The organism is Brevibacterium sp. 1718 (assembly GCF_051131255.1).
Classification (GTDB): Bacteria; Actinomycetota; Actinomycetes; order Actinomycetales; family Brevibacteriaceae; genus Brevibacterium; species Brevibacterium sediminis.
Genome location: NZ_CP186550.1, coordinates 3,896,519 through 3,916,251 on the forward strand (window position 1 = coordinate 3,896,519; position 19,733 = coordinate 3,916,251).

A 19,733-nucleotide genomic window follows, 5' to 3' on the forward strand; every position below is an offset into this window, starting at 1 on the left:
GATCCGAGACCTCGGCCGTGCGCCGGCGGGCTTGCCCCACCCGTCGGCACACGCACGATCAGACCTTCCCTGTGCCGATCTAGACCGTGGCCTCGGACCCCAGTGCGACCACCCGCTTGGCTGCGTCCAAGGCGTGGGCGAAGCCGGCATCCGGGTCATCGAACATGTCCCGAGTCGCCATGGCGTGAGCCCGCACTGTGTCGTCCTCTGCATGAAGCCTCTCATCGACCACTGACACGAGATCCTCGCCGAGGGACACAATCGCTCGACTGAGGCTCTTCTGCATCTCGAGATCCCCTCGACCCAACTGTGTCACCAGGGCGGATGCCAGTTCTTCACGATCTTCACCGGGCACAAGGGCAACGGCGGCTCTCCACGCACTGCGGGCCACCTCGGTGTCGGTATGGGCGATGAGGGCGGTGCCGATCCGGGCCGGGTCCATGGCCGGCCAGGCGCGGACGTCACCGATCTTCGACAGGGTGTGCAGGGATTGGCTGATCGCCTGCGAAAGCGGCGAGTCGAGTTCGGCGACGAGGCGGGGAACGGTGTCGCCGGCGGGCAGCCGAGTGAGCGCCCAGGTGAGCATGTCGCGGACGAAGAAGTCCGGTTCGATGCGGCACCGGGCGATGAGCGCGTCGAGGTCACGGGGCTCGGCTCGTGTGCCGATGGCCATCGCCGCCTGCAGGCGCTGTTGCGGGGTCGACGCACTCAGCGCTTCGATCATGGGGTCCCCGGTGTCGGTCCGGTGGTGTTTGAGTGGATGTGTCATGGTCTCCACCTCCTTGCCACCCAGTGAAGACCCTGACATCGTGTCAAGGTCAAGCAGATCAGACCCATCCCTTTCCCAACCCACGGAGCGGAGCCTCGTATGGACAAGATCGATTTCAAGAGATCGCTGCCGAGTTTCCGCGCGAAGCAGGGGCGATTCGACCTCATCGAGGTGCCGGAATCGCAGTACATCATGATCGATGGCCATGGGGACCCGAACACCTCGCCGGATTTCGCATCGGCGCTGACGAGCCTCTATCCGATCGCCTATGGGCTGAAGTTCCTCAGCAAGCTCGAACTCGGTCGCGACTATGTCGTGCCACCGCTCGGGGGGCTGTGGTGGGCCGATCATATGGCGGCGTTCACGAGCGCTCGGGACAAGTCAGCGTGGGACTTCACCCTCATGCTGTTCGTCCCGGACTGGCTGGACGCAGGCCACGTCGACGGCGTCATCGACACGGTCCGGGCGAAGGGATCGGCGCCCCGCCTCGGCGAGATCCGATTCGACACGCTGCGGGAGGGAACGTGCGTCCAGACCCTGCATATCGGCCCCTTCGACGACGAAGGGCCGGTCCTCGAGCGCATGCACACCGATGTCATTCCCGAGGCAGGGATGACGATGGCGGGCAAGCATCACGAGATCTACCTCAGCGATGTTCGCCGGACAGCGCCGGAGAAGCTGCGCACGATCCTCCGCCAGCCGGTGATCCCGCAGGATCACCGAGGCTGATTCGGATCGGTGATCTGGACGGGCGCCGACGATGCTGCTCGCCCGTCCTACCAGGGACTCAGCCGCAGCCCGACACTCAGCCGCCGCCGAGGAATCAGCCTCCGCTCGTCCAACCTCCGGACACCGGAGCAGTGGTGCTCGGACCGGGGCCGCCGTTCGAGTCGGAATCGGAGGATGAGGATCCGACCGACGAGGAATCCGAGGTCGGCGATGAACCTGTCGACGATGATTCCGCGGAGAGGAAGATGATGGCGACGAGGATGCCGGCAACGGTCAGGATGCCGACAGCGGCGAAGGAGAAGACCACAATGAGGCAGGTCATCAGAGGTGGGCGGTTGTTGCGCCGAACGATTCTCACCATGGTTCAAGCCTAAGCTGTGCGGGGTCATCCGAAATCGGTCCGCACTCGGCTCCGCTCGCACCCTCACCGCCGCCCGGCCGTGACCTTCCTGTGATAAAAACCTCGGCGTTGCCCCATGCACTCTTAAGTTTGTTGCATTATCGTTATATTCATGCCTCGTCTGACCTCATCTCGCAAGGGCCGCCGGTCCGTGCTCACTGGTGCCCTCATCGGGCTCGGGGCAGCAGTGATGGCACTGGTCATGGGCGCCGTCATCATCCTCAATTCCCCCATTTCATTCGGTTCCACGAAGATCAGGCAGATGCAGATGGCTTCGGTCAACCAGCTCAGCGAACAGCAGATTGACAATGCTCGGCTCATCATCGGCGTCGGCCGCGGCGGAAACTTCGACGACCATGCGATCAGGATCGCCCTGATGACAGCGCTGCAGGAGTCCTCGCTGCGCAATCTGGATTCCGGCGACCGCGATTCGGTCGGCCTGTTCCAGCAGCGCCCGTCACAAGGCTGGGGCGAGCCCCATCAGCTCACCGATCCCATCTACGCGGCCAAGGCGTTCTACGGGATCAACCCCGAGGTCGAGAACCCCGGCCTCAATCAGATCGACGGCTGGGATTCGATGTCACCGACCGAAGCCGCGCAGTCCGTGCAGCGCTCAGCATTGCCGGATGCCTACGGTCAGTGGGAGACCTTGGCCGATGACCTCCTCGGATCGCAGGCCGACGTCGAAGCCCTCGACTGAGACGCGGGCAGCTCCGACCGCTCGAACCCCGCGACAGCCACGACCACTCCACAGTGCCGGATATCGCATGACCACCCCGGTTGTCCGGTAATCTGCACTCATGGCTTCCGTTCCCGATTCCGTTCCCGTCAATGACGACGTCGAGCAGCTCCTGCTCAATCCCGAGGACCATCTCGAAGCCATCACCGAGACTGCCGACCTCTTCAAGGCACTTGCCACACCCTCCCGGCTGAAGATGCTGCTCGTCCTCACCCACGGCGAGGCCACTGTCACCCACATCGTCGAGGCGACCGGACTGTCCCAGCCGCTGGTGTCCCAGCACCTGAAGTTCCTCCGCGGACTCCACCTCGTCGGAGTCAATCGGATCGGCCGCGAAGCCTACTATTCGCTCAAGGACGACCACGTCGCCCACATCATCGTCGACGCCATCGCCCACACGATCGAGGCCCACGAACACTGAGTCCCGCCTGGGGCGGGGCTTCCACAGCGATTCCTTCGCCGAGGCGGCCCACCGTTCCCAGCCCACAGCAGCGCATCTCTAGCCGAGGCAGCCCACCCCTACCGACGTCGCCGACGTGTCAGGGCCGCGGGTCCTCCACCGACGACCCAGACGATGAGGGCCACGAGGACGGCGCCGATCCACTGTCCCGCCTGCAGCCGCTCCCCGGCGACGAGGGATCCGAGCACCACTGCGGACAGCGGTTGGAGCAGCATGAGCGCCGCGGTCATCGGCACCGGCACCAACGGGCTGGAGATGCTCAGCAGCACCCATGACAGGGCCTGACCGCAGACGGCCAGGGCGATCATCCAGCCCCAACCGGCCCAGCCGAGGTCGAAGTCGAGGCCGCCGAGGGTCAGCCCGGCGACGGCGGTCATCACCCCGGCGGAGATCGTGCCCACTTGGACCGGGGCGACGATGAAGTCTCCGGCGACCTTCCGGCTGTGGTGGATGCCGAAGATGTAGACGCCGTAGAGCACACCGGACAGGACCCCGAAGATCGCTCCCCGCATCGGATTCGCCGCCGTCTCGTCGGCGCCGAACGCTCCCCCGGTCAGCAGCATGCCGATGATCATGATCGGCACGCAGCCGATGAACAGCCATCCCGGCCGGGAACCGCCGAACGCCCACACCAGCGCCGGGAACACGATCACTTGAACGCTGATGAGGACCGTGGACACGCCCAGACCGGCGTCGAGCACGCTCTGCGCCCACAGCACATAGTCGATTCCGAGCGCCGCTCCGGAGACAGCGGCGATGAGGATCGCCTTCGGCGGGAAACGACCGTGCCTGCGCAGCTCGAGCCACGCCAACGGGGCGAGCACAATGATCGCTATCCAACACCGCAGGAAGGCGGCGGTGGGGGCGGTCGCCTCGGCGAGGATGACGAACAGTCCGGCCGATCCGAGCAGGACGGCGGCCAGGATGATGCCGAGCACCGGCAGGGCCTTGCGAGCGGGAGGCGGCCCTCCCGCCCGCAAATCCTCGGCGCTCATCGGATCCCCTCGGAAGGGCTCATCTCACGACGTTCAGGGCTCATCCCATGAAGTCGAGGATGCGGTCGATGGCTTCGGCCGTGCGGTCCGCTCCGACGGCCAGCGACAGGCGCACCGAACGGGAGCCGTTGACTGAGTCGAAGTCATCACCGGGTGCGAGCGCGACACCGGTGGCCTCGAGCACCTGCGCGCACCACTGGCCGGCAGTGGCAATTCCCGCGCGGTCGAGGATGTCGTCGACGCCGGCGTACATGTAGAAGGCGCCGTCGGGTGGAGCCATCTCGCCGAAGCCGAGGTCCGCGCGGGCACCCAGGACATGTTCGCGGGCACCGGCGAACGAAGCCACTGCGGCCTCGCATTCGGCATAGGACTCATCAGCGAAGGCCGCGACCGCCGCGTACTGCGCCGGCACCGGGGCGCACAGTGAGAGGTTGCCCGTGACGTTCTGGGCCGGCGCGACGAGCGCTTCGGGCAGGATCGCCCAGCCGAGTCGCCACCCGGTCATGCCCCAGTATTTGGAGAACGAGGAGATGACCACGGCAGAGTCGTCGTGGGCGAGTGCGCATTCTCCGCGGGTGCCGATATAGCTGATGCCGTGGTAGATCTCATCGGAGATCACCTGCACCCCGTTGGCCCGGCACCAGTCGACGATCCGGCCGAGCGCCTCGGGGCCGATCATCGTGCCCGTCGGGTTCGCAGGCGACGCGAGCATGAGCCCCTTGAGCGGGGCCTCCGCATGGGCGGCGGCCAAGAGGTCGACGGTGGGCTGGAACCCTTCGTCGGCACCGCAGTCGAGTTCGACGACCTCACAGCCGAGTGCGGCGAGGATGTTCTTGTACGCCCCGTACCCGGGTCGGGCCAGAGCCACCCGGTCGCCGACGTCGAAGCAGGTGAGGAACGTCGTCTGGAAGGCGCCGGAGGATCCGGTCGTCACGGCGATGCGGTCGGGTGCGATGTCGAGTCCGTACCAGTCGCGGTAGTGGGAGGCGATGGCTTCGCGCAGTTCGGGGATGCCGAAGATCGGCGAGTATCCGAGTCCAGTGCCGTCGCTCATGACCTCGGCGGCACGGGCGAGCACGGGACCGGGCGCACCCTGGGTCGGTTCGCCCAGGCACATGGCGATGGTGTCACGACCGGCGCGCTGCATCTGCCCGACGGTGGCGACGATGCCCATCGCGGCGAACGGTTTGACGAGCCCGGATCGGGCGGAGGCGGCCGGGATGGTTTCGGCGGAGGCGGCCGGACCGGAAACGGCGGAGGCACGGGTGGTGGGGTCCGCCTCGGCGGGGGTGGATGAGGTCATCGGTTCACTTCTTCTCACGCGGGAGGCGGCCGAGGGTGTAGAACTCCGGGTTCGGGAGCATTCCGGAGATGTGGGCCATGCGGTTGGACAGCCCGAAGAAGCCGGTGATCGCGGCGATGTCCCAGGCGTCTTCGGCGTCGAATCCGTGGTCGTTAAGCCTCTGGTGGTCGGCGTCTCCTACGGCCCACGGCTCTTCGCAGACCTTCACGGCGAAGTCGAGCATAGCCATCTGACGGGGGCTGATATCAGCCTGGCGGTAGTTCGTGGCGACGACATCGGCGATGAGCGCGTCTTTCTGGAAGATCCGCAGCATCGCTCCGTGCGCGACGACGCAGTAGAGGCAGTGATTGATCGCCGAGGTGGCCACGACGATCATCTCCCGATCGGCCTTGGTCAGGTTCCCCGTCTCCTTCTCCATGAGCGCGTCGTAGTAGGCGAAGAAAGCGCGGAATTCCTCCGGCCGGCGGGCCAGTGCGAGGAAGACGTTGGGCACGAAGCCCGACTTCTCGGCGACCTCGAGGATCTGGGCGCGGATGTCATCGTCGACGTTGTCGATGTCAGCAAGTGGGTATCGCATATCCCTCATGCTAGCCCGGGTGGATCGGTTCAAGTCGAGCCTGCTCAGGGCGATACAGTGAGGGCGTCAGGTCCGTCCCGGCTCTACCGCAAACCGCTCGCGTATCGAAGGAGATCACCATGACCGCAGACAAAGCAGCAGACACCGGTTCGACCGGCGAGGTCCAGCTCGACAACGGAGTGTTCCGGGTGACGAAGTGGACGATCCGCCCCGACGGCGTCATCCCGATGCACAAGCACGAGTATGAATACGTCGTCGTGCCGATGGTCACGGACGCGATGCTCGTGCGCAATTCGGACGGCACGGAGATCCGCGCCGAACTCGAGGCAGGAGTCTCCTACACGCGTCCGGCAGGGTCCGAGCACGAGGTCTCGAACCCCGGAGGCGGCGCCGACGTCGTCTTCGTCGAGGTCGAACGCCTCTGAACCAAGTAGTTCATAAAGCACCTTCCCTGTGGGTGGATCCACCTCGATTTCTGCCGCGATATCGGTGTGGATCCACCCACAGGAGACATTTCAGCTCGCGTCACATCACTCGAGCGCCTCAGAGGCGACGAGAAATCAGCCTCAGCGGGTGGGGATCTCCCAGGTGTGGACGGGCTTCCCTGTCGCCTGGTTCGCGAGGTAGGCATCCATCATCGCCGTGATGCCCTCGGCGCGTTCGGGCGAGTCCTGGCGGCTGCCGGGCGTGAGGCTCTCGAGGGCCTTCAGCTGCCAGGTCGCACCGTTGACGCGGCTTTCGGCACGGCCTTCGATGATCGACATATATTCGTCGATGACGTCCTTGTCGATGTTCAATCGTGAGAGTCCGCGCCTGGCCTGCGGTGCGAGCACATCGGTGACGAGGTCGGCCACGCCGATGCGTCCGATCTTCGGCCAGGTCACCCGGGCCTCGATCCCGTCTTTGGCGCAGGCGTTGAAGTTCTCCTCCGCCTCGGCGAATGACATCCGCGACCACACGGGGCGGTTCTCCCCGACGAGGAACTCGGCCAGACCGTAGTAGAAGGCGGCGTCGGCAACCATGTCGACCGGGGTCGGACCGGCCGGAAGCAGGCGGTTCTCGACCCGGATGTGGGCACCCCCGTCACCGGAGTTGTAGATGGGACGGTTCCAACGCCACACCGTGCCGTTGTGGAGATTGAGTTCGAAGAGCTTCGGAGCGTCGGCGGCACGGAATTCGACGAAGTCCTTGATCTCGGGCAGCAGCGGCGGGAAGTAGCGGACGTTCTCCTCGAAGAGGTCGAAGACGCTGGTGATCCACCGTTCGCCGAACCATACGCGGGGACGCACGCCCTGATTGACGAGTTCGGGCGTGCGGGTGTCGATGGACTGCGCGAAGATCGGGATCCGGGATTCGTGCCACAGCTTGCGTCCGACGAACAGCGGTGAGTTCGCTGCCATCGCCACCTGCGCCCCGGCGATCGCCTGCGAGGCGTTCCACGCGTCGGCGAACCGGTTCGGCGCCACCTGCAGGTGCAGCTGCATCGACGTGCAGGAGGATTCCGGAGCGATATCGGCGAACTCCGCCTTGTACCGCTCTTCACGACCGAGTTCGATGCGGACGTATTCGCCGCGGGCGTCGATGACCGAATTGCTCAGCGCCTCGTAGCGGTTCTCCTCCGTCATCCACTTCTCATCGGTGAGGAATTCGGTGGTCAGGGTCGGCAGGGTGCCGATCGACACCACCTTGAGTCCGTCCTCCTCGGCGGCCTTCTGCGCTTTCTCCAAGCGATGGGCGACACCGGCCTCCAAGGTCTTCAGCCCCCGCCCGGCCACTTGGAGCACCGGATGGTTGAGTTCGAGGTTGAAGCCGCCGATCTCGGACTGATACTCGTCATCGAGTCGATCGAGCACCTCCTTGTTCCGCAGGCTCGGCTGATTGCCCTCGCCGACGAGGTTGAGCTCGAGTTCGAGCCCGATCGTGCCCGCCGATTTGAAATCCGCATGACGAAGGTAGGTATCGAAGAGCTCGAGATTCTCCGCAAGCTTCTCCCGATACAGTGTGCGTTCCTCCGGCGTGTACCGCTTCGAGCTGACTGCCTCACCCATAGGACTAGCAAACCACAGACGGCCGGGTTTGTGCGCGGCCGCGGTCCACAGGCCATTCCGCACGGAGACCGCGATCCTTCCCACGGCGCACCGCACACCGATTCGGCCGCGGTGCGGACAAGCTGCGCATCGGGTCCGTCCTGCATCATTCGGACACCTGCGATGTCGGCAACCAGCCTTCCGTAGACTCGCCCTATGACTTCGACCACATCATCTGCGCCCCAGCCCGCTGACTTCGTCGAACAGGCGAAGCGACGTCTGCCCGACATGCTCGCCGACATCGAACGGGTCATCTCCATCGAGACCCCCTCACACGACAAGGCGGCCGTGGCCGCAGGAGCACGGGACTTCGCCGCGCTTCTGGGGGACCGCCTCGGCGCCGAGGCGGAACTGCTCGAGGTCGACGGCACCGCCCACCTGCGTCTGCGCTTCGGCACCGGGCCGGCCCGCGTCGTCCTGCTCAACCACCAGGACACGGTGTGGCCGCACGGCACCCTCGAACGCATCCCGTTCTCCACCGAGGACGGCATCCTCCGCGGTCCCGGCAGCTTCGACATGCTCACCGGGGCGATCATGAGCGTGCACGCGACCGCGATGGTGGCCGACCACCTCGGCGAGGGCGGGCTGGACGGTCTGTCGATCCTCGTCACCGGCGATGAGGAGATCGGATCCGTGTCCTCGTCGGACCTCATCCGCGCCGAGGCGGCCGAGGCGAAGGCTGTGTTCGTCATGGAGGCGAGCGCGGGCGGGGCGCTCAAACTCGAGCGGAAGGGCACGAGCAACTACGTGCTGAAGTTCACCGGCAAGGCCTCGCACGCGGGGCTCGAACCGGAGAAGGGCATCAACGCGGGAATGGCCCTGGCTCTGACTCTGCCGTTGGTGGCTGACCTGGCCGACGCCGAGGCGGGGACGACGGTGGTGCCGACCGTGATCAGCGCGGGGACCACGTCGAACACCGTGCCGGCCGAGGCCCGGGTGGACATCGATGTGCGAGCCCGGACTGCGGCTGAGCTCGAACGCGTGGATGCGCAGATCCGTGAGTTGGCTGCGAAGCCGCAGGTGGAGGGCTCGATGACGGAGGTGCTCGGCGGAATCAACCGGCCTCCTTTCGAACGGGAGCAGTCGGCTGTGCTCTTCGAGCGGGCGACGGCCCTCGCCGGCGAACTCGGGCTGCCCGCGCCGCAGGGAGTGTCCGTGGGCGGCGCCTCGGACGGGAACTTCACCGCCGGTGACGGCATCGCCACCCTCGACGGTCTGGGCGCCGTCGGCGATGGGGCCCACGCCGAACACGAACACGCCGTCGTCGACGAGATCGCTCCGCGCACCGCGCTGCTGGCCGCTCTCATCGCCGATCAGCTGCAGGGCTGAAGCGGAGCGGCGAGCTGCTGCCTTTCGCTGCCGCCGTAGTTCCCAAACACCGACAGTGCGCCGGGGCCTTCCCTCCGTAGTTAAGTGTGCGCAGATTGCCAGTTTCGAGCCGAAAATGTGCAATCTGCGCACAGTTGACTGTCGGCAGCAGGACTTCAGTCGACCGGGTAACCCGCCGCGCGCATCTGATCCGGTGATTTCAGCGTGAACAGCCAGTCACGCAGGCGCGGATCCGGCCGAATCGTCGTCCGCGCGTACAGTCGATCTTCGCCGACGAGGTAGTAGCGGTAGCCGTGCTCGCCGAGGTGGCCCATGAGTTCGCGTGGTTTCGCGCGGTCATCGAGGACTTCGCAGAGAATGTCCGGATGCAGCGCAGCGAGGAAGTCCTGCCCGTGCGCGAAGACGTCGTTCTCACCGCCCTCGACATCGATCTTCACCGTCACGCGCGGTGCCTCTCCCCGCCTTGAAACGTCAGGTACACCTTCCCCGGCGTGCAACCGCGGATCTCGCTCCGACGCCTCGGCCAGCACCTCGGGCAGGAGTGCGTCGAGGGAGGTGAAGCGCACCTCGGCGTCGGAGTCGAAGCGCATATCGGAGGAGTAGAACGACGGCAGCGCCGATCCTCCGTCCCCGATGGGCACCTTCATCCAGGTGTCGGGGCTGCCTACCCCGGTCGGGTGGACGGTCACGCGGCTGTTGAAGCCGTTGCGTTCGACGTTCTTCTCCACACCCGCGACGACGGCGGGGATGATCTCGAAGACGTGGGCGCGCACATTCTCGTTCGTGGCGAGGACTGCCATGGTGAAGACCCCGGTGTAGGCGCCGATGTCGAGGAAGACATCGGCATCGGCGCTGAGCGCGACCATGAGGTCGAGGGCGAACGCGTCTTCGGGTTCGGTGCGTCTGCCCCTTCCCCAGTAGAACTCCTTGGCGATCTCGCAGCGGAAGGGCTCGACGAGGATGAAGTCCGCTCCGCCCACTCTTCCGCGGATTTCGGTGAGTTCGATGGGGGCGGGGAGGCGACCGATCTTCAGCCCTCTGATCCGGGGCGCGATCGTTCGCAGCAGCGGGTGGAGCGCCGGTTGCGCGAGAGCGGTCTTGACCGGCAGCTTGAGGCCGAACCAGGACTGTCTGCGCGCGGTGAAAGTGCGCAGGTGGTCATTCACGACGGTGGCCCCCTTGCTGACAGGAAGACTTTTGTTCACACTATCAATCGCCGGCCCGCCGCTCCAGGGTTCTTCCGGACCTGATTCGCGATACTCGCCGCCTCTTCGCGGACCACTGGCATAAGGTGGAAGCGAAGACCCATCCGCCCCGTTGCGAAGCAGGAGCCCGGCATATGAAGCTCAAGTCAGTCACCCTCCACCAAGTCTCGATTCCTCTCGTCACCCCGTTCGAGACCTCGTTCATGCGGGAGACGGAGAAGGACTGCTACCTCGTCGAGGCTGTCTTCGACACCCCGCAAGGTGAGATCACCGGGTGGGGAGAGTCCGTGGCGATGATCTCTCCGCTCTACTCCTCCGAATATGTGGCCGCCGGCATCGATGTCACTCGCCGCTGGCTGGCACCGCTGCTCTTCGACGTCGACAACCTCACCGCGGAGACCGTCGGCTGGCACCTGCGTCATGTCATCGGACACCCGATGGCGAAGTCGGCTCTGGAGATGGCCGTCATCGAGGCCCAGCTCAAACTCAACAACCAGTCGTTCAAGGACTACCTCGGCGGAGTGGTCAACTCCGTGCCTTCAGGAGTTTCGGTGGGCATTCAAGATTCCGTCGAGGAGACCGTCAAGGTCATCGGCGGCTACCTCGAAGAGGGCTACGCCCGGATCAAGCTGAAGATCAAACCCGGCAAGGACATCGCCCCGGTGGCCGCCGTGCGCAAGGCCTTCGGCGACGATTTCGGCTTCCAGGTCGACGCGAACGCCGCCTACACCCTCGTCGATGCCGCACACCTGCGTCGCCTCGACGACTACGGTCTCCTGCTCATCGAACAGCCCCTCGGCGAAGCCGACATTCGCCAGCACGCCGAGCTCGCCAAGCTCATGGACACCCCGATGTGCCTCGACGAGTCGATCGTCTCCGCCGAGGCTGCCGCGGACGCGATCATGCTCGGCGCCACCTCGGTGATCAACATCAAGCCAGGACGGGTCGGCGGGTTCATCGAAGCGAAGAAGATCCACGATCTCGCCGCCGCCCACGGCGTCGCCGTCTGGCACGGGGGAATGGTCGAAACCGGTCTGGGTCGGGCGGCGAATGCGGCCTTGGCTTCGCTGCCGGGCTTCACCCTGCCCGGCGATATCTCCGGATCGAATCGGTTCTTCCACGCGGACATCACCGAGGAGATCGTCATGTACGACGGCAAGGTCGACGTGCCCACCGGCATAGGCTTCGGCGTCTCCATCGACCCGGCCAAGCTCGAACGCTTCCGCACCGAATCCGTGGAGATCCTGCCCGCCTAGTAGGACAAGATCCGCCGAGGCGGCCCTCCCCTCACCGGTCACCGACCGGCAGCTTGGGCCGCCTTCACTGCAGGATCCCGCCGGCGCGACCTCACTGACCGGGGCCGACGACCCCGATCATCACCGGCACCAGTGCCACGATGAGGATGGCTCCGGCGATGTCGAAGGAGAATCCGGTGCGGATCATCTTCGTGATCGGCACGGCTCCGGTGCCGTAGACGATCGCGTTCTGCGGCGTCGAGACCGGGAGCATGAAACCGAATGACGCTGCGAAGGTCGCGGCCATCGCCGGCACGAACGGATCGATGCCCGCCGCCTGGCACAGCGGGATGACGATCGGCACGATCACGGCCGCCGCTGCGGTGTTCGACGTCGTCTCCGAGATGAGGATCGCCAGCACAACGGACACTGCGGTGATGGCGAGCAGACTCGTCACGCCCAGACCGTCGGCGAATCCGGTGCCGATCGTCTCGGCCAGACCGGTGTCGGCCAGCAGGGCTCCGAAGATGATGCCGCAGCCGAAGAGGATGATCGTGCCCCAGTCGATCTTCGCCGCCTGGGTCCAGGTCAGCGTGGGCTCGCGACGCTTCCAGTCGACGGGGAGGATGAAGAGCAGCGAGGCGCCGATGACGGCGACGATCCCTTCGTCGAGGCGGGAGTCGAGGAACTCGTAGATCGCCGAATCGGTGCCTGTGAACAGGGCAGCGAATGCCGGCAGAAGCCACAGCACCACGGTGACTCCGAAAGCGAAGAGGGTGTTCTTCTCCGCACGGGACACGGGACCGAGGTCGGCGAGCTCCTTCTTCACATACTCTTCGACGCCTTCGATCTTCCGGATCTCCGGCTTGTTGAGCAAGAACAGCACGACGGCGAGGATGATGAACATCGCCACGCAGATCGGCAGGGCCACAGCCATCCACTGGCCGAAGGAGATCTTCGTCCCCGTCGCCTCCTCGATGAGTCCGCGTCCGATGAGGTTCGGAGGTGAACCGACTGGAGTGAGCAGCCCGCCGACGCTCGCACCGTAGGCCAGCATGAGCAGCAGTGCCGCACCGACCCGGAGCCGCAGCGGGTCGAAGTCCTTCTTCACGATGCCGCGCTCCTGCATGAGCTCGGCGATCACGGCGAGGATGCCCAACGCCGTGGGCATGAGCATCGCCACAGTCGCCGTGTTGGACACGAAGGCGGAGAGTACACAGGTGATGAGGCCGAAGGCGAGGATCACACGGTAGACCGACTTCCCGACACCGGGCAGTGCGAGAACGGTCAATGCCAGCCTTTGGGCGATTCCGTGGTGGAGCATCGCTTGGGCGAGGATGAACGCACCGATGAAGGTGAAGATCGTCGAAGAGCCGAAAGGCCCGACCGCATCTGCGGCCGGCACGATCCCGAGGATGACAACTGCGCCGACGCCGATGAGACCGCCGATGGGGATCGGCACCGGTTCGGTGATCCAGAGGACGATGACGCCGAGGAGGATCGCCGCCAGCATGTGCTGCTGATAACTCAGCCCCATCGGGATGAGTGCGAAGACGATCGCCACAAGCGGAGCAAGGATGAACCCCGAAGTCATCCGAGCCCGTTCGAACTTCTCCTCCCGCGGAGAGAGCTTCTGCTCGCTCAGACTCCGGAATGTCTTGCCGCCCAGCAGGGCCTCACGCACATCGGTCATCAGCCCTGACGAACCGTTGCTGCTGTCTCTCTGCGAAGTACTCACCGTCATTGGTCCTTTCATCGCCGTCGTTTCAGCCTGACGGACCGGGCTCGAATAGTCCAAGGCTATTTTTCGATGCAATCGATAGTCTTGACCTATGGATATTCGTCAGATCCGCCATTTCCTCGCCGTCGTCGACACCGGCAGCTTCACGAAAGCTGCGGAGTCGCTTCTCGTCGCGCAGCCCTCCCTGTCGCAGACGATCAAAGGGCTCGAACGGGAGCTCGGTGTGACACTCTTCCACCGGGTCGGACGTCGCATCACGCTCAGCGAAGCGGGCAGGGAACTCGAGGGACCGGCCAGGCTCGTCATCCGCGACCTCGAGACGGCGGAAGCGCACGTGCGAGGCCTGCGCGGACTGCGGTCGGGTCGGATCCAGATCGCGGCGATGCCCACCCCGAGCATCGAGCCGCTGACCTCTCTGCTGTCGACTTTCACGCGTGAACACCCACAGGTCTCGTTCGATCTCAACGGCACCTTCACCGTCGACGAGACGGTCGAAGCCGTTCGCTACGGTCGCGCCGAGATCGGATTCCTCGGCGGACGCGGCCCTCTGCTGGTCAGCGACCTTCAGGTCGTCCCATTGGCGGACCAGCCCCTCATGCTCGGCACCGGCCCGTCCATGTCCGCTTCATTCGATGCCGAGGAGTTCACCCCGGAATCCCTCGCCGGCACACGACTCATCGTCTCCCACAGGGGCTCACTCATGCGCGCGTACGTCGACGAGCTCATCGGGCGCGGCATCGACATCGACATCGTCGCCGAGGTGACACACCGCAATTCGATCCTCCCCCTCGTCAGGGCCGGCATCGGCCAAGCGGTGCTGCCCGCGTCCTGGCAGAGCTTTGCCGCCGAGGGGCAGGTGCGCCTGGCCCCGATCTCCGGCGCACCGTCTCTGCATGTCTCGGCCATCGCACGTCAAGAGGGCCTGACGCCCGCGGCTGCTCGACTGCTGCAGCTGGCGATCGATCTTCAGCTATAGGCACGACCTATCTGAATCATCACAATCCGATCTTGGACTTATCAACGGATCGAGTGCTCAATGGAATCAGAGCGATATTCCCGGACGCCGCAGGCGCCACGAGCTCTCCACTCCCTTCGACCAAGGACGAAAGAATCATGACGGAATCACAGACCTTCTCGATCGCCTCCATCCCCGGCGACGGCATCGGCGGCGAGGTCGTCGCCGCCGGACTGCGCGTGCTCGACACCGTCGCCAAACAGTCCGAAGGGACGGTCGCATTCGAGGTCACCGAATACCCCTGGAGCTCGGAGTACTACCTGCAGAACGGCCGCTACATCCCCGAAGGCGGACTCGAGGAACTCGCGAAGCACGACGCCATCTACTTCGGTGCGGTCGGTTCGGCCGACGTCCCTGACCACACCAGCCTGTGGGGGCTGCGTCTGGCGATCACACAGCCCTTCGACCAGTGGGCGAACATCCGCCCCGTCACCTTCCTGCCCGGCGTCGAGTCCCCGCTGCGGAAGGCCGACGATACCGAGCTCGACTGGATCGTCGTCAGGGAGAACAGCGAAGGTGAGTACGCAGGGATGGGCGGCCGCAACCTCAGCGGACGCGGCCCCGGCAACGAGGTGGCGCTGCAGACCAGCCTGCACACGGAGAAGGGATGCGAACGGATCATCCGCTTCGCGTTCGATATCGCGCGCACTCGGGACGTGAAGAAGGTGTCCAGCGTGACGAAGTCGAACGCTCAGCAGTACGGAATGGTGCTGTGGGACGAAGTGTTCGTCCGTGTCGCCCAGGACTACCCCGATGTCGAGACCGAGAGCGTCCTCGTCGACGCGATGAGCGCGAAATTCGTCCTGCACCCGGAGCAGCTGTCCGTTGTCGTCGCATCCAATCTGCACGCCGACATCCTCTCGGATCTCGGTTCGGCATTGGCCGGCAGCCTCGGCCTCGCAGCGAGCGCGAACCTCAACCCCGAGCGACGCTTCCCCTCGATGTTCGAACCTGTGCACGGCTCCGCTCCGGACATCGCCGGGCAGGGGATCTCGAACCCGATCGGAGCGATCTCGTCGGCCGCACTCATGCTCGACCAGTTCGGACTGACAGCAGAGGCCGACCGCGTACGCCGGGCCATCGAGAATGCCACTGGAGCCGGGATCCTGCCACGAGACCTGGGCGGCGAGTCGAATACCATCGAGATGACCGAAGCGATCGTCGCTCAGCTCGAAGCCATCCACGCCGAGGGTCTCGCAGCCGTCTGAGCCGCACCCGGCAACGACCTGAATCCCGCCGAGGCGGCCCTCCTTTCGCCGGTCACTGACCGGTACAGGGAAGGCCGCCTCAGTCGTGGGTGTGAGTCTCCTCGGCGGCGTCCTTCGCCCGATCGAACTGGAACGTCGAGTGTTCGATCGCGATCTTGTGGTGCTCCGTCAGGCATTCCTGCAGAGCCTTGAGGATGCGCGGAGCATGCCCGTCATAGAAGCATTCATCGGCGAGAACGACATGAGCGGTGAGCACCGGCAGGTTCGAGTCGATGCGGGTGATGTGGAGGTCGTGGACTTCCTGCACGTGTTCGACTGACTCGAGATGCTCGCGGACCTTGTCAAGGTCGAGTTCCTTCGGCGCCTCTTCGAGCAGGATCGATCCGGTCTCGCGCAGGATGGCGAACGCCCTGGGGACGATGAGCGCCGCGATGACCAGAGCAGCCACGGCGTCGGCCCGGTCCCAGCCGAATTGCCAGATCGCCAGGGCTGCGAAGATCACGGCCACCGAGCCGAGCGCATCGGCGATGACCTCGAGGAATGCGGCCTTGAGATTGAGGGAGTCTTCCTTCGAGGAGCTGAGGATGACGATGGAGACGAGGTTGCCCACGAGGCCGATGGCACCGAAGAGCAGCAGGCCCGGTCCGGGCACCTCCGGCGGGACAAAGAACCGCTGGATGCCTTCGATGAGGCTGTAGACGCCGAGCCCCAACAGCAGAGTCGCCTGGGCGCCGGCCGCGAGCACTTCCGCCCGGCGGAACCCCCAGGTCTTCTGTCCGCCCGTCGGTTTGCTGATCAAGCTCGCTGCGAAGAGCGCGATGCCGATGCCGATGAGATCGACGGCGTTGTGGCCGGTGTCGATGAGCAGCGCAAGACTGCCCGTGACCACCGAACCGGTGAGCTGAAACACGAAGATCGTCGCGACGATGCCGAAGACGATCCGCAGCTGCCGCCGCGAACCTGAACCATGCGCATGATCGTGAGCCATTGATACCTCCTCGACTCAACACATTAACATATGCACATTTGTTTATGCATCCAATCGACTTCGACGCAGAATCGGAGCACACCAGATCCCGGCTGCGTCTCCCGCAGGTGGATCCACCTCGAAATCGTTCGGGAAATCGAGGTGGATCCACCCGCAGGGCACTTCACCTCCAGGTCGGTCGGCGCCTCGGCGTAATCGACGAAAGAAGCGGCCGCCGAGGATGTCCTCGACGGCCGATTCCTGCGTGAGCTGGGCACCCCTCACCTGGGGCGGCGGTCAGCCCTGGGAGCCCTTGCCGTCGTCGTCCTGACCGTCGCCCGGCTCATCGCCGTCGGGCGAGGCGCTGCCGTCGCCCGAGTTCGAAGCCGAGCCCGGACCCGCCTCCGAGCCGGCCCCGGACGCGCCTGAACCGCTCTCGTCGAGGCGACGCTTCGCCTCGTCGATATAGGCCTGCACATCGAAGCCGGTGGCCTTCTTCACCTCGTCGCCGATCCGGTCGAGGTCGACGCCGCTGTCATCGAGGAAAGCCTTCGGGTCGAATCCTCTGCCTGTCGATCGCGGACCGGCAGCCGCGCCGTCTGCGACGACCCCGTCGACGATCTCGTCCGGGGAGCGGCCCGTCCCGGACGAACCACCAGAAGCGGACCCTCCGGAACCGTCAGTCCCGCCAGAACCACCGGCCCCGCCGTTTCCACCGGGCTCGCCCGAACCATCACCACTCGAGCCGGCTCCGCCGGAGCCCTTCGCCTTGGCGACGAGGTCGGTGAGGTCGACACCGGTCGTTCCGCGCACGACCTCGAGGACCTGCGAGAGGTTGTTCGACACGGAATTCGCAAGCTTCGACTCGCCATCGGTCGACACGATCGAGAGGTCCTTGATGTTCGCATACGGCGCCACCAGCTCCCCGGCGACCGAGGGCAGCACCTCGAGCACCTTCGACAGCACGGCCGCGTCGTTGAACTGCTTGTAGGCCTCGGCCTGTGCACGCAGCGCCTCGGCTTCGGCTTCACCGCGGGCACGAATCGCATCGGCCTCGGCTTCACCTTCGAGGCGGATGGCCTCGGCGTCCTTCGACCGACGGTGGAGCTCGGCGGCGGCCTCGGCCCGGCCCTGCGCCTCGATCTCATAGGCACGGGCATCGGCCGCGGCCTGCTGCCGGTAGCGTTCGGCGTCGGCCGGTCGGCGCACCTCGGCGTCGAGCTGTTCGGCACGCAGCTCCGCAGCTTCCTTCGCCACGATCCGGTCTTTCTCGAGCAGCTTCTGCTTCTCGGCTGCCGCGGCCAACGGGCCGGCGTTGTCGGCCGTGGCCTGTCGCTGATCGGCCTCTTCCTTCAGCGCGGCCCGGCGCAGCGCCAGCTGCTGCTGCTGTTCGGCGATCGCCTGATCGGTGAGCGCCTGCTGCTTCTGGGTCTCCTCGTTCTGCTGCGCCTGTTCGACGGCCGAAGCACGGCCGGCGTTCGCCTCGGCGATGGCTGCGTTCTTCGCCACTTCGGCGGCCTGCGGACGACCCCAGTCGCGCAGATAGCTGCCTTCGTCTTCGACGGCAGAGATCTGGAAGGTGTCGATGATGAGGCCCTGATTGTTCATCGAGTGCGCGGACTCTTCCTGCACCTGCGCGGCGAAGGAAGCGCGGTCCTGGATGATCTGCTCGACGGTGAGCGTGCCGACCACTGCGCGCAGGGTGCCGGAGAGGATCTCCTTCGAGTAGTGGTCGATCTGGTCCTGCTGATCGAGGAAACGCTGTGCGGCCTTGCGCACATCGTCTTCGGTGCCGCCGACCTTGACCTGGGCGACACCGCGCAGACGCAGGGCGATGCCGTTGATGGAGATGCCGTCGATCTCGACGGAGATCTGCCGCGAGGACAGCGAAAGGATGAACGCCTTCTGCACGATCGGGTAGACGACCGAGCGGCCCCCGATGACGATGCGCCCGGTTCCCGACGCGCCCGAGGCGTTCCGGCCGGTGATGATGAGCGCCTCGGACGGTGAAGCGATCTTGTAGGAGCGCAGGATCACGAACAGGGCGATCAGAATGATGAGGACGAGGACGCCGATTCCTCCGGCGCCTAAGAGCAGGTCCATCAGTGGGCCTTTCATCGCGGTGGGGTGTGCCGACCGGCCGATCGCCGGCCGATCCCCTCCATCCTATGCGAGCGCTCTGACCCGCGACAGGGCAGAATCTCGCCGAGGCGGCCGTCCCGACCGTCACCCGTGCGGTGGAAGTCCGCCCTCACCCCGCCGCGGCAGTGATCAGGTTCACTTGCCCCAATCGCCGGGAGGGCCTGCCAGGAGCAGCCCCGAGTAGACGAGGATGACGAAGACGATGCCCAGCCCGACGGCCAGCCAGGGCGAACGGATGCACCACGAGGTGAGCTTCTCGAACAAGGTCTGCGGGGTGCGGCCGTTGCGGCCCAGACCCCAGTCGCCTTCGAGAGATCCGGTCCTCTCCACCGAACGTTCGAAGGGAATCGTGGCGTAGGGAATGATCGCCGATCCGAGACCCGTGGCGATGCGACGCTTGCTCCACTGCTGCGAGGTGCCGACGCCGATGACGGCGATGACGAAGCAGATGAAGATGAAGCCGTGGATGCCTCCGCCGATCCGCACCCCTACCTCGGTGGTGTGGGTGACGTATTTGAGGAACATGCCGATCAGCAGCAGAGTCCAGGTGACGGTCTCGGCGATGGCGAAGAAGGTGAAGAAGCGTTTGGGAGTCACAGAAAACCATTGTGCCCGGACAAGGTGAACGCCCCCTGAGGAGCGCCGCCAGGTGAGTCGCTCGATCTCAGATCTGGTTCAGGGCAGACTCAGCTGCGTCATCGGCGCCGGATTCGAACCGCGGCCATCGTCATCTTCGCAGACGAGAACGGCCCGATACGGGCCGGCGACCGCCTCCAGTCACCGGCCCACGTCGGGCCGCTCGTGCCGATCAGGGCACGTCGTCTCGGCTGCC

Annotated in this window: 19 protein-coding genes; 8 read left to right on the plus strand and 11 right to left on the minus strand. The window is 65.4% G+C overall.

Going from position 1 to position 19,733, the window contains the following annotated elements; all coding sequences use genetic code 11:
• Nucleotides 1–79: 79 nt before the first annotated feature.
• Nucleotides 80–769, minus strand: a complete 690-nt coding sequence (locus tag ACOZ9V_RS17500; RefSeq protein ID WP_434592161.1) for a HEAT repeat domain-containing protein — start codon at nt 767–769, stop codon at nt 80–82.
• A gap of 99 nt (nt 770–868) precedes the next feature.
• On the opposite strand from ACOZ9V_RS17500, the gene ACOZ9V_RS17505 reads away from it, so the two are divergent.
• Nucleotides 869–1,498, plus strand: coding sequence for a GyrI-like domain-containing protein (locus ACOZ9V_RS17505; RefSeq protein ID WP_434592164.1), 630 nt, complete (start codon nt 869–871; stop codon nt 1,496–1,498).
• A gap of 94 nt (nt 1,499–1,592) precedes the next feature.
• Here the strand turns inward: ACOZ9V_RS17505 and ACOZ9V_RS17510 are convergent, their stop codons facing one another.
• The gene (locus ACOZ9V_RS17510) at nt 1,593–1,859 is read right to left on the minus strand and encodes a hypothetical protein (RefSeq protein ID WP_434592167.1); all 267 of its coding nucleotides are present in this window, start codon (nt 1,857–1,859) and stop codon (nt 1,593–1,595) included.
• 151 nt (nt 1,860–2,010) lie between these two features.
• Between ACOZ9V_RS17510 and ACOZ9V_RS17515 the strand changes: the two genes are divergently transcribed.
• Both ACOZ9V_RS17515 and ACOZ9V_RS17520 read left to right on the plus strand, forming a co-directional pair.
• Entirely contained in the window at nt 2,011–2,598 is a 588-nt protein-coding gene (locus ACOZ9V_RS17515; RefSeq protein WP_434592170.1) for a peptidoglycan-binding protein, read from the plus strand.
• A gap of 100 nt (nt 2,599–2,698) precedes the next feature.
• Nucleotides 2,699–3,058: an ArsR/SmtB family transcription factor gene (locus ACOZ9V_RS17520; RefSeq protein WP_101546621.1), complete on the plus strand. Its 360-nt coding sequence runs from the start codon at nt 2,699–2,701 to the stop codon at nt 3,056–3,058.
• Between the two features lie 98 nt (nt 3,059–3,156).
• Here ACOZ9V_RS17520 and ACOZ9V_RS17525 read toward each other — a convergent pair whose 3' ends face one another.
• The 3 genes from ACOZ9V_RS17525 to ACOZ9V_RS17535 form a co-directional block, all read right to left on the minus strand.
• Entirely contained in the window at nt 3,157–4,092 is a 936-nt protein-coding gene (locus tag ACOZ9V_RS17525) for a DMT family transporter (protein WP_434592174.1), read from the minus strand.
• Between the two features lie 40 nt (nt 4,093–4,132).
• The gene (locus tag ACOZ9V_RS17530; RefSeq protein ID WP_434595440.1) at nt 4,133–5,266 is read right to left on the minus strand and encodes a pyridoxal phosphate-dependent aminotransferase; all 1,134 of its coding nucleotides are present in this window, start codon (nt 5,264–5,266) and stop codon (nt 4,133–4,135) included.
• 133 nt (nt 5,267–5,399) lie between these two features.
• A complete protein-coding gene (locus ACOZ9V_RS17535; protein ID WP_434592177.1) occupies nt 5,400–5,972 on the minus strand; it encodes a peroxidase-related enzyme in 573 nt (190 codons plus the stop codon).
• Between the two features lie 119 nt (nt 5,973–6,091).
• On the opposite strand from ACOZ9V_RS17535, the gene ACOZ9V_RS17540 reads away from it, so the two are divergent.
• Nucleotides 6,092–6,397 (plus strand): cupin, encoded by a 306-nt coding sequence (locus ACOZ9V_RS17540; protein ID WP_434592180.1) that lies wholly within the window; start codon nt 6,092–6,094, stop codon nt 6,395–6,397.
• Nucleotides 6,398–6,538: 141 nt separating this feature from the next.
• Here the strand turns inward: ACOZ9V_RS17540 and ACOZ9V_RS17545 are convergent, their stop codons facing one another.
• Complete coding sequence (locus ACOZ9V_RS17545; RefSeq protein ID WP_259358417.1) at nt 6,539–8,020, minus strand: glutamate-cysteine ligase family protein; 1,482 nt, start codon at nt 8,018–8,020, stop codon at nt 6,539–6,541.
• A 195-nt stretch (nt 8,021–8,215) separates the two neighbouring features.
• On the opposite strand from ACOZ9V_RS17545, the gene ACOZ9V_RS17550 reads away from it, so the two are divergent.
• A complete protein-coding gene (locus ACOZ9V_RS17550) occupies nt 8,216–9,388 on the plus strand; it encodes a M20 family metallopeptidase (protein ID WP_434592183.1) in 1,173 nt (390 codons plus the stop codon).
• A gap of 155 nt (nt 9,389–9,543) precedes the next feature.
• On the opposite strand, the gene ACOZ9V_RS17555 is transcribed toward ACOZ9V_RS17550, so the two are convergent.
• Nucleotides 9,544–10,554, minus strand: coding sequence for an FkbM family methyltransferase (locus ACOZ9V_RS17555; RefSeq protein ID WP_434592186.1), 1,011 nt, complete (start codon nt 10,552–10,554; stop codon nt 9,544–9,546).
• Between the two features lie 173 nt (nt 10,555–10,727).
• Between ACOZ9V_RS17555 and menC the strand changes: the two genes are divergently transcribed.
• Nucleotides 10,728–11,849: an o-succinylbenzoate synthase gene (gene menC, locus ACOZ9V_RS17560; RefSeq protein ID WP_434592189.1), complete on the plus strand. Its 1,122-nt coding sequence runs from the start codon at nt 10,728–10,730 to the stop codon at nt 11,847–11,849.
• 91 nt (nt 11,850–11,940) lie between these two features.
• Here the strand turns inward: menC and ACOZ9V_RS17565 are convergent, their stop codons facing one another.
• Complete coding sequence (locus ACOZ9V_RS17565; protein ID WP_434592192.1) at nt 11,941–13,566, minus strand: SLC13 family permease; 1,626 nt, start codon at nt 13,564–13,566, stop codon at nt 11,941–11,943.
• 94 nt (nt 13,567–13,660) lie between these two features.
• On the opposite strand from ACOZ9V_RS17565, the gene ACOZ9V_RS17570 reads away from it, so the two are divergent.
• Together ACOZ9V_RS17570 and ACOZ9V_RS17575 are read left to right on the plus strand one after the other, a co-directional pair.
• A complete protein-coding gene (locus ACOZ9V_RS17570; protein WP_434592194.1) occupies nt 13,661–14,545 on the plus strand; it encodes a LysR family transcriptional regulator in 885 nt (294 codons plus the stop codon).
• Nucleotides 14,546–14,682: 137 nt separating this feature from the next.
• A complete protein-coding gene (locus ACOZ9V_RS17575; protein ID WP_434592197.1) occupies nt 14,683–15,792 on the plus strand; it encodes a tartrate dehydrogenase in 1,110 nt (369 codons plus the stop codon).
• 79 nt (nt 15,793–15,871) lie between these two features.
• On the opposite strand, the gene ACOZ9V_RS17580 is transcribed toward ACOZ9V_RS17575, so the two are convergent.
• The 3 genes from ACOZ9V_RS17580 to ACOZ9V_RS17590 all read right to left on the minus strand — a co-directional run bounded on the left by ACOZ9V_RS17580 (nt 15,872) and on the right by ACOZ9V_RS17590 (nt 19,498).
• Nucleotides 15,872–16,780, minus strand: coding sequence for a cation diffusion facilitator family transporter (locus ACOZ9V_RS17580; RefSeq protein ID WP_434592200.1), 909 nt, complete (start codon nt 16,778–16,780; stop codon nt 15,872–15,874).
• 276 nt (nt 16,781–17,056) lie between these two features.
• A complete protein-coding gene (locus tag ACOZ9V_RS17585; protein ID WP_434592203.1) occupies nt 17,057–18,862 on the minus strand; it encodes a flotillin family protein in 1,806 nt (601 codons plus the stop codon).
• A 174-nt stretch (nt 18,863–19,036) separates the two neighbouring features.
• The gene (locus ACOZ9V_RS17590; RefSeq protein WP_434592206.1) at nt 19,037–19,498 is read right to left on the minus strand and encodes a DUF3817 domain-containing protein; all 462 of its coding nucleotides are present in this window, start codon (nt 19,496–19,498) and stop codon (nt 19,037–19,039) included.
• Nucleotides 19,499–19,733: the final 235 nt, after the last annotated feature.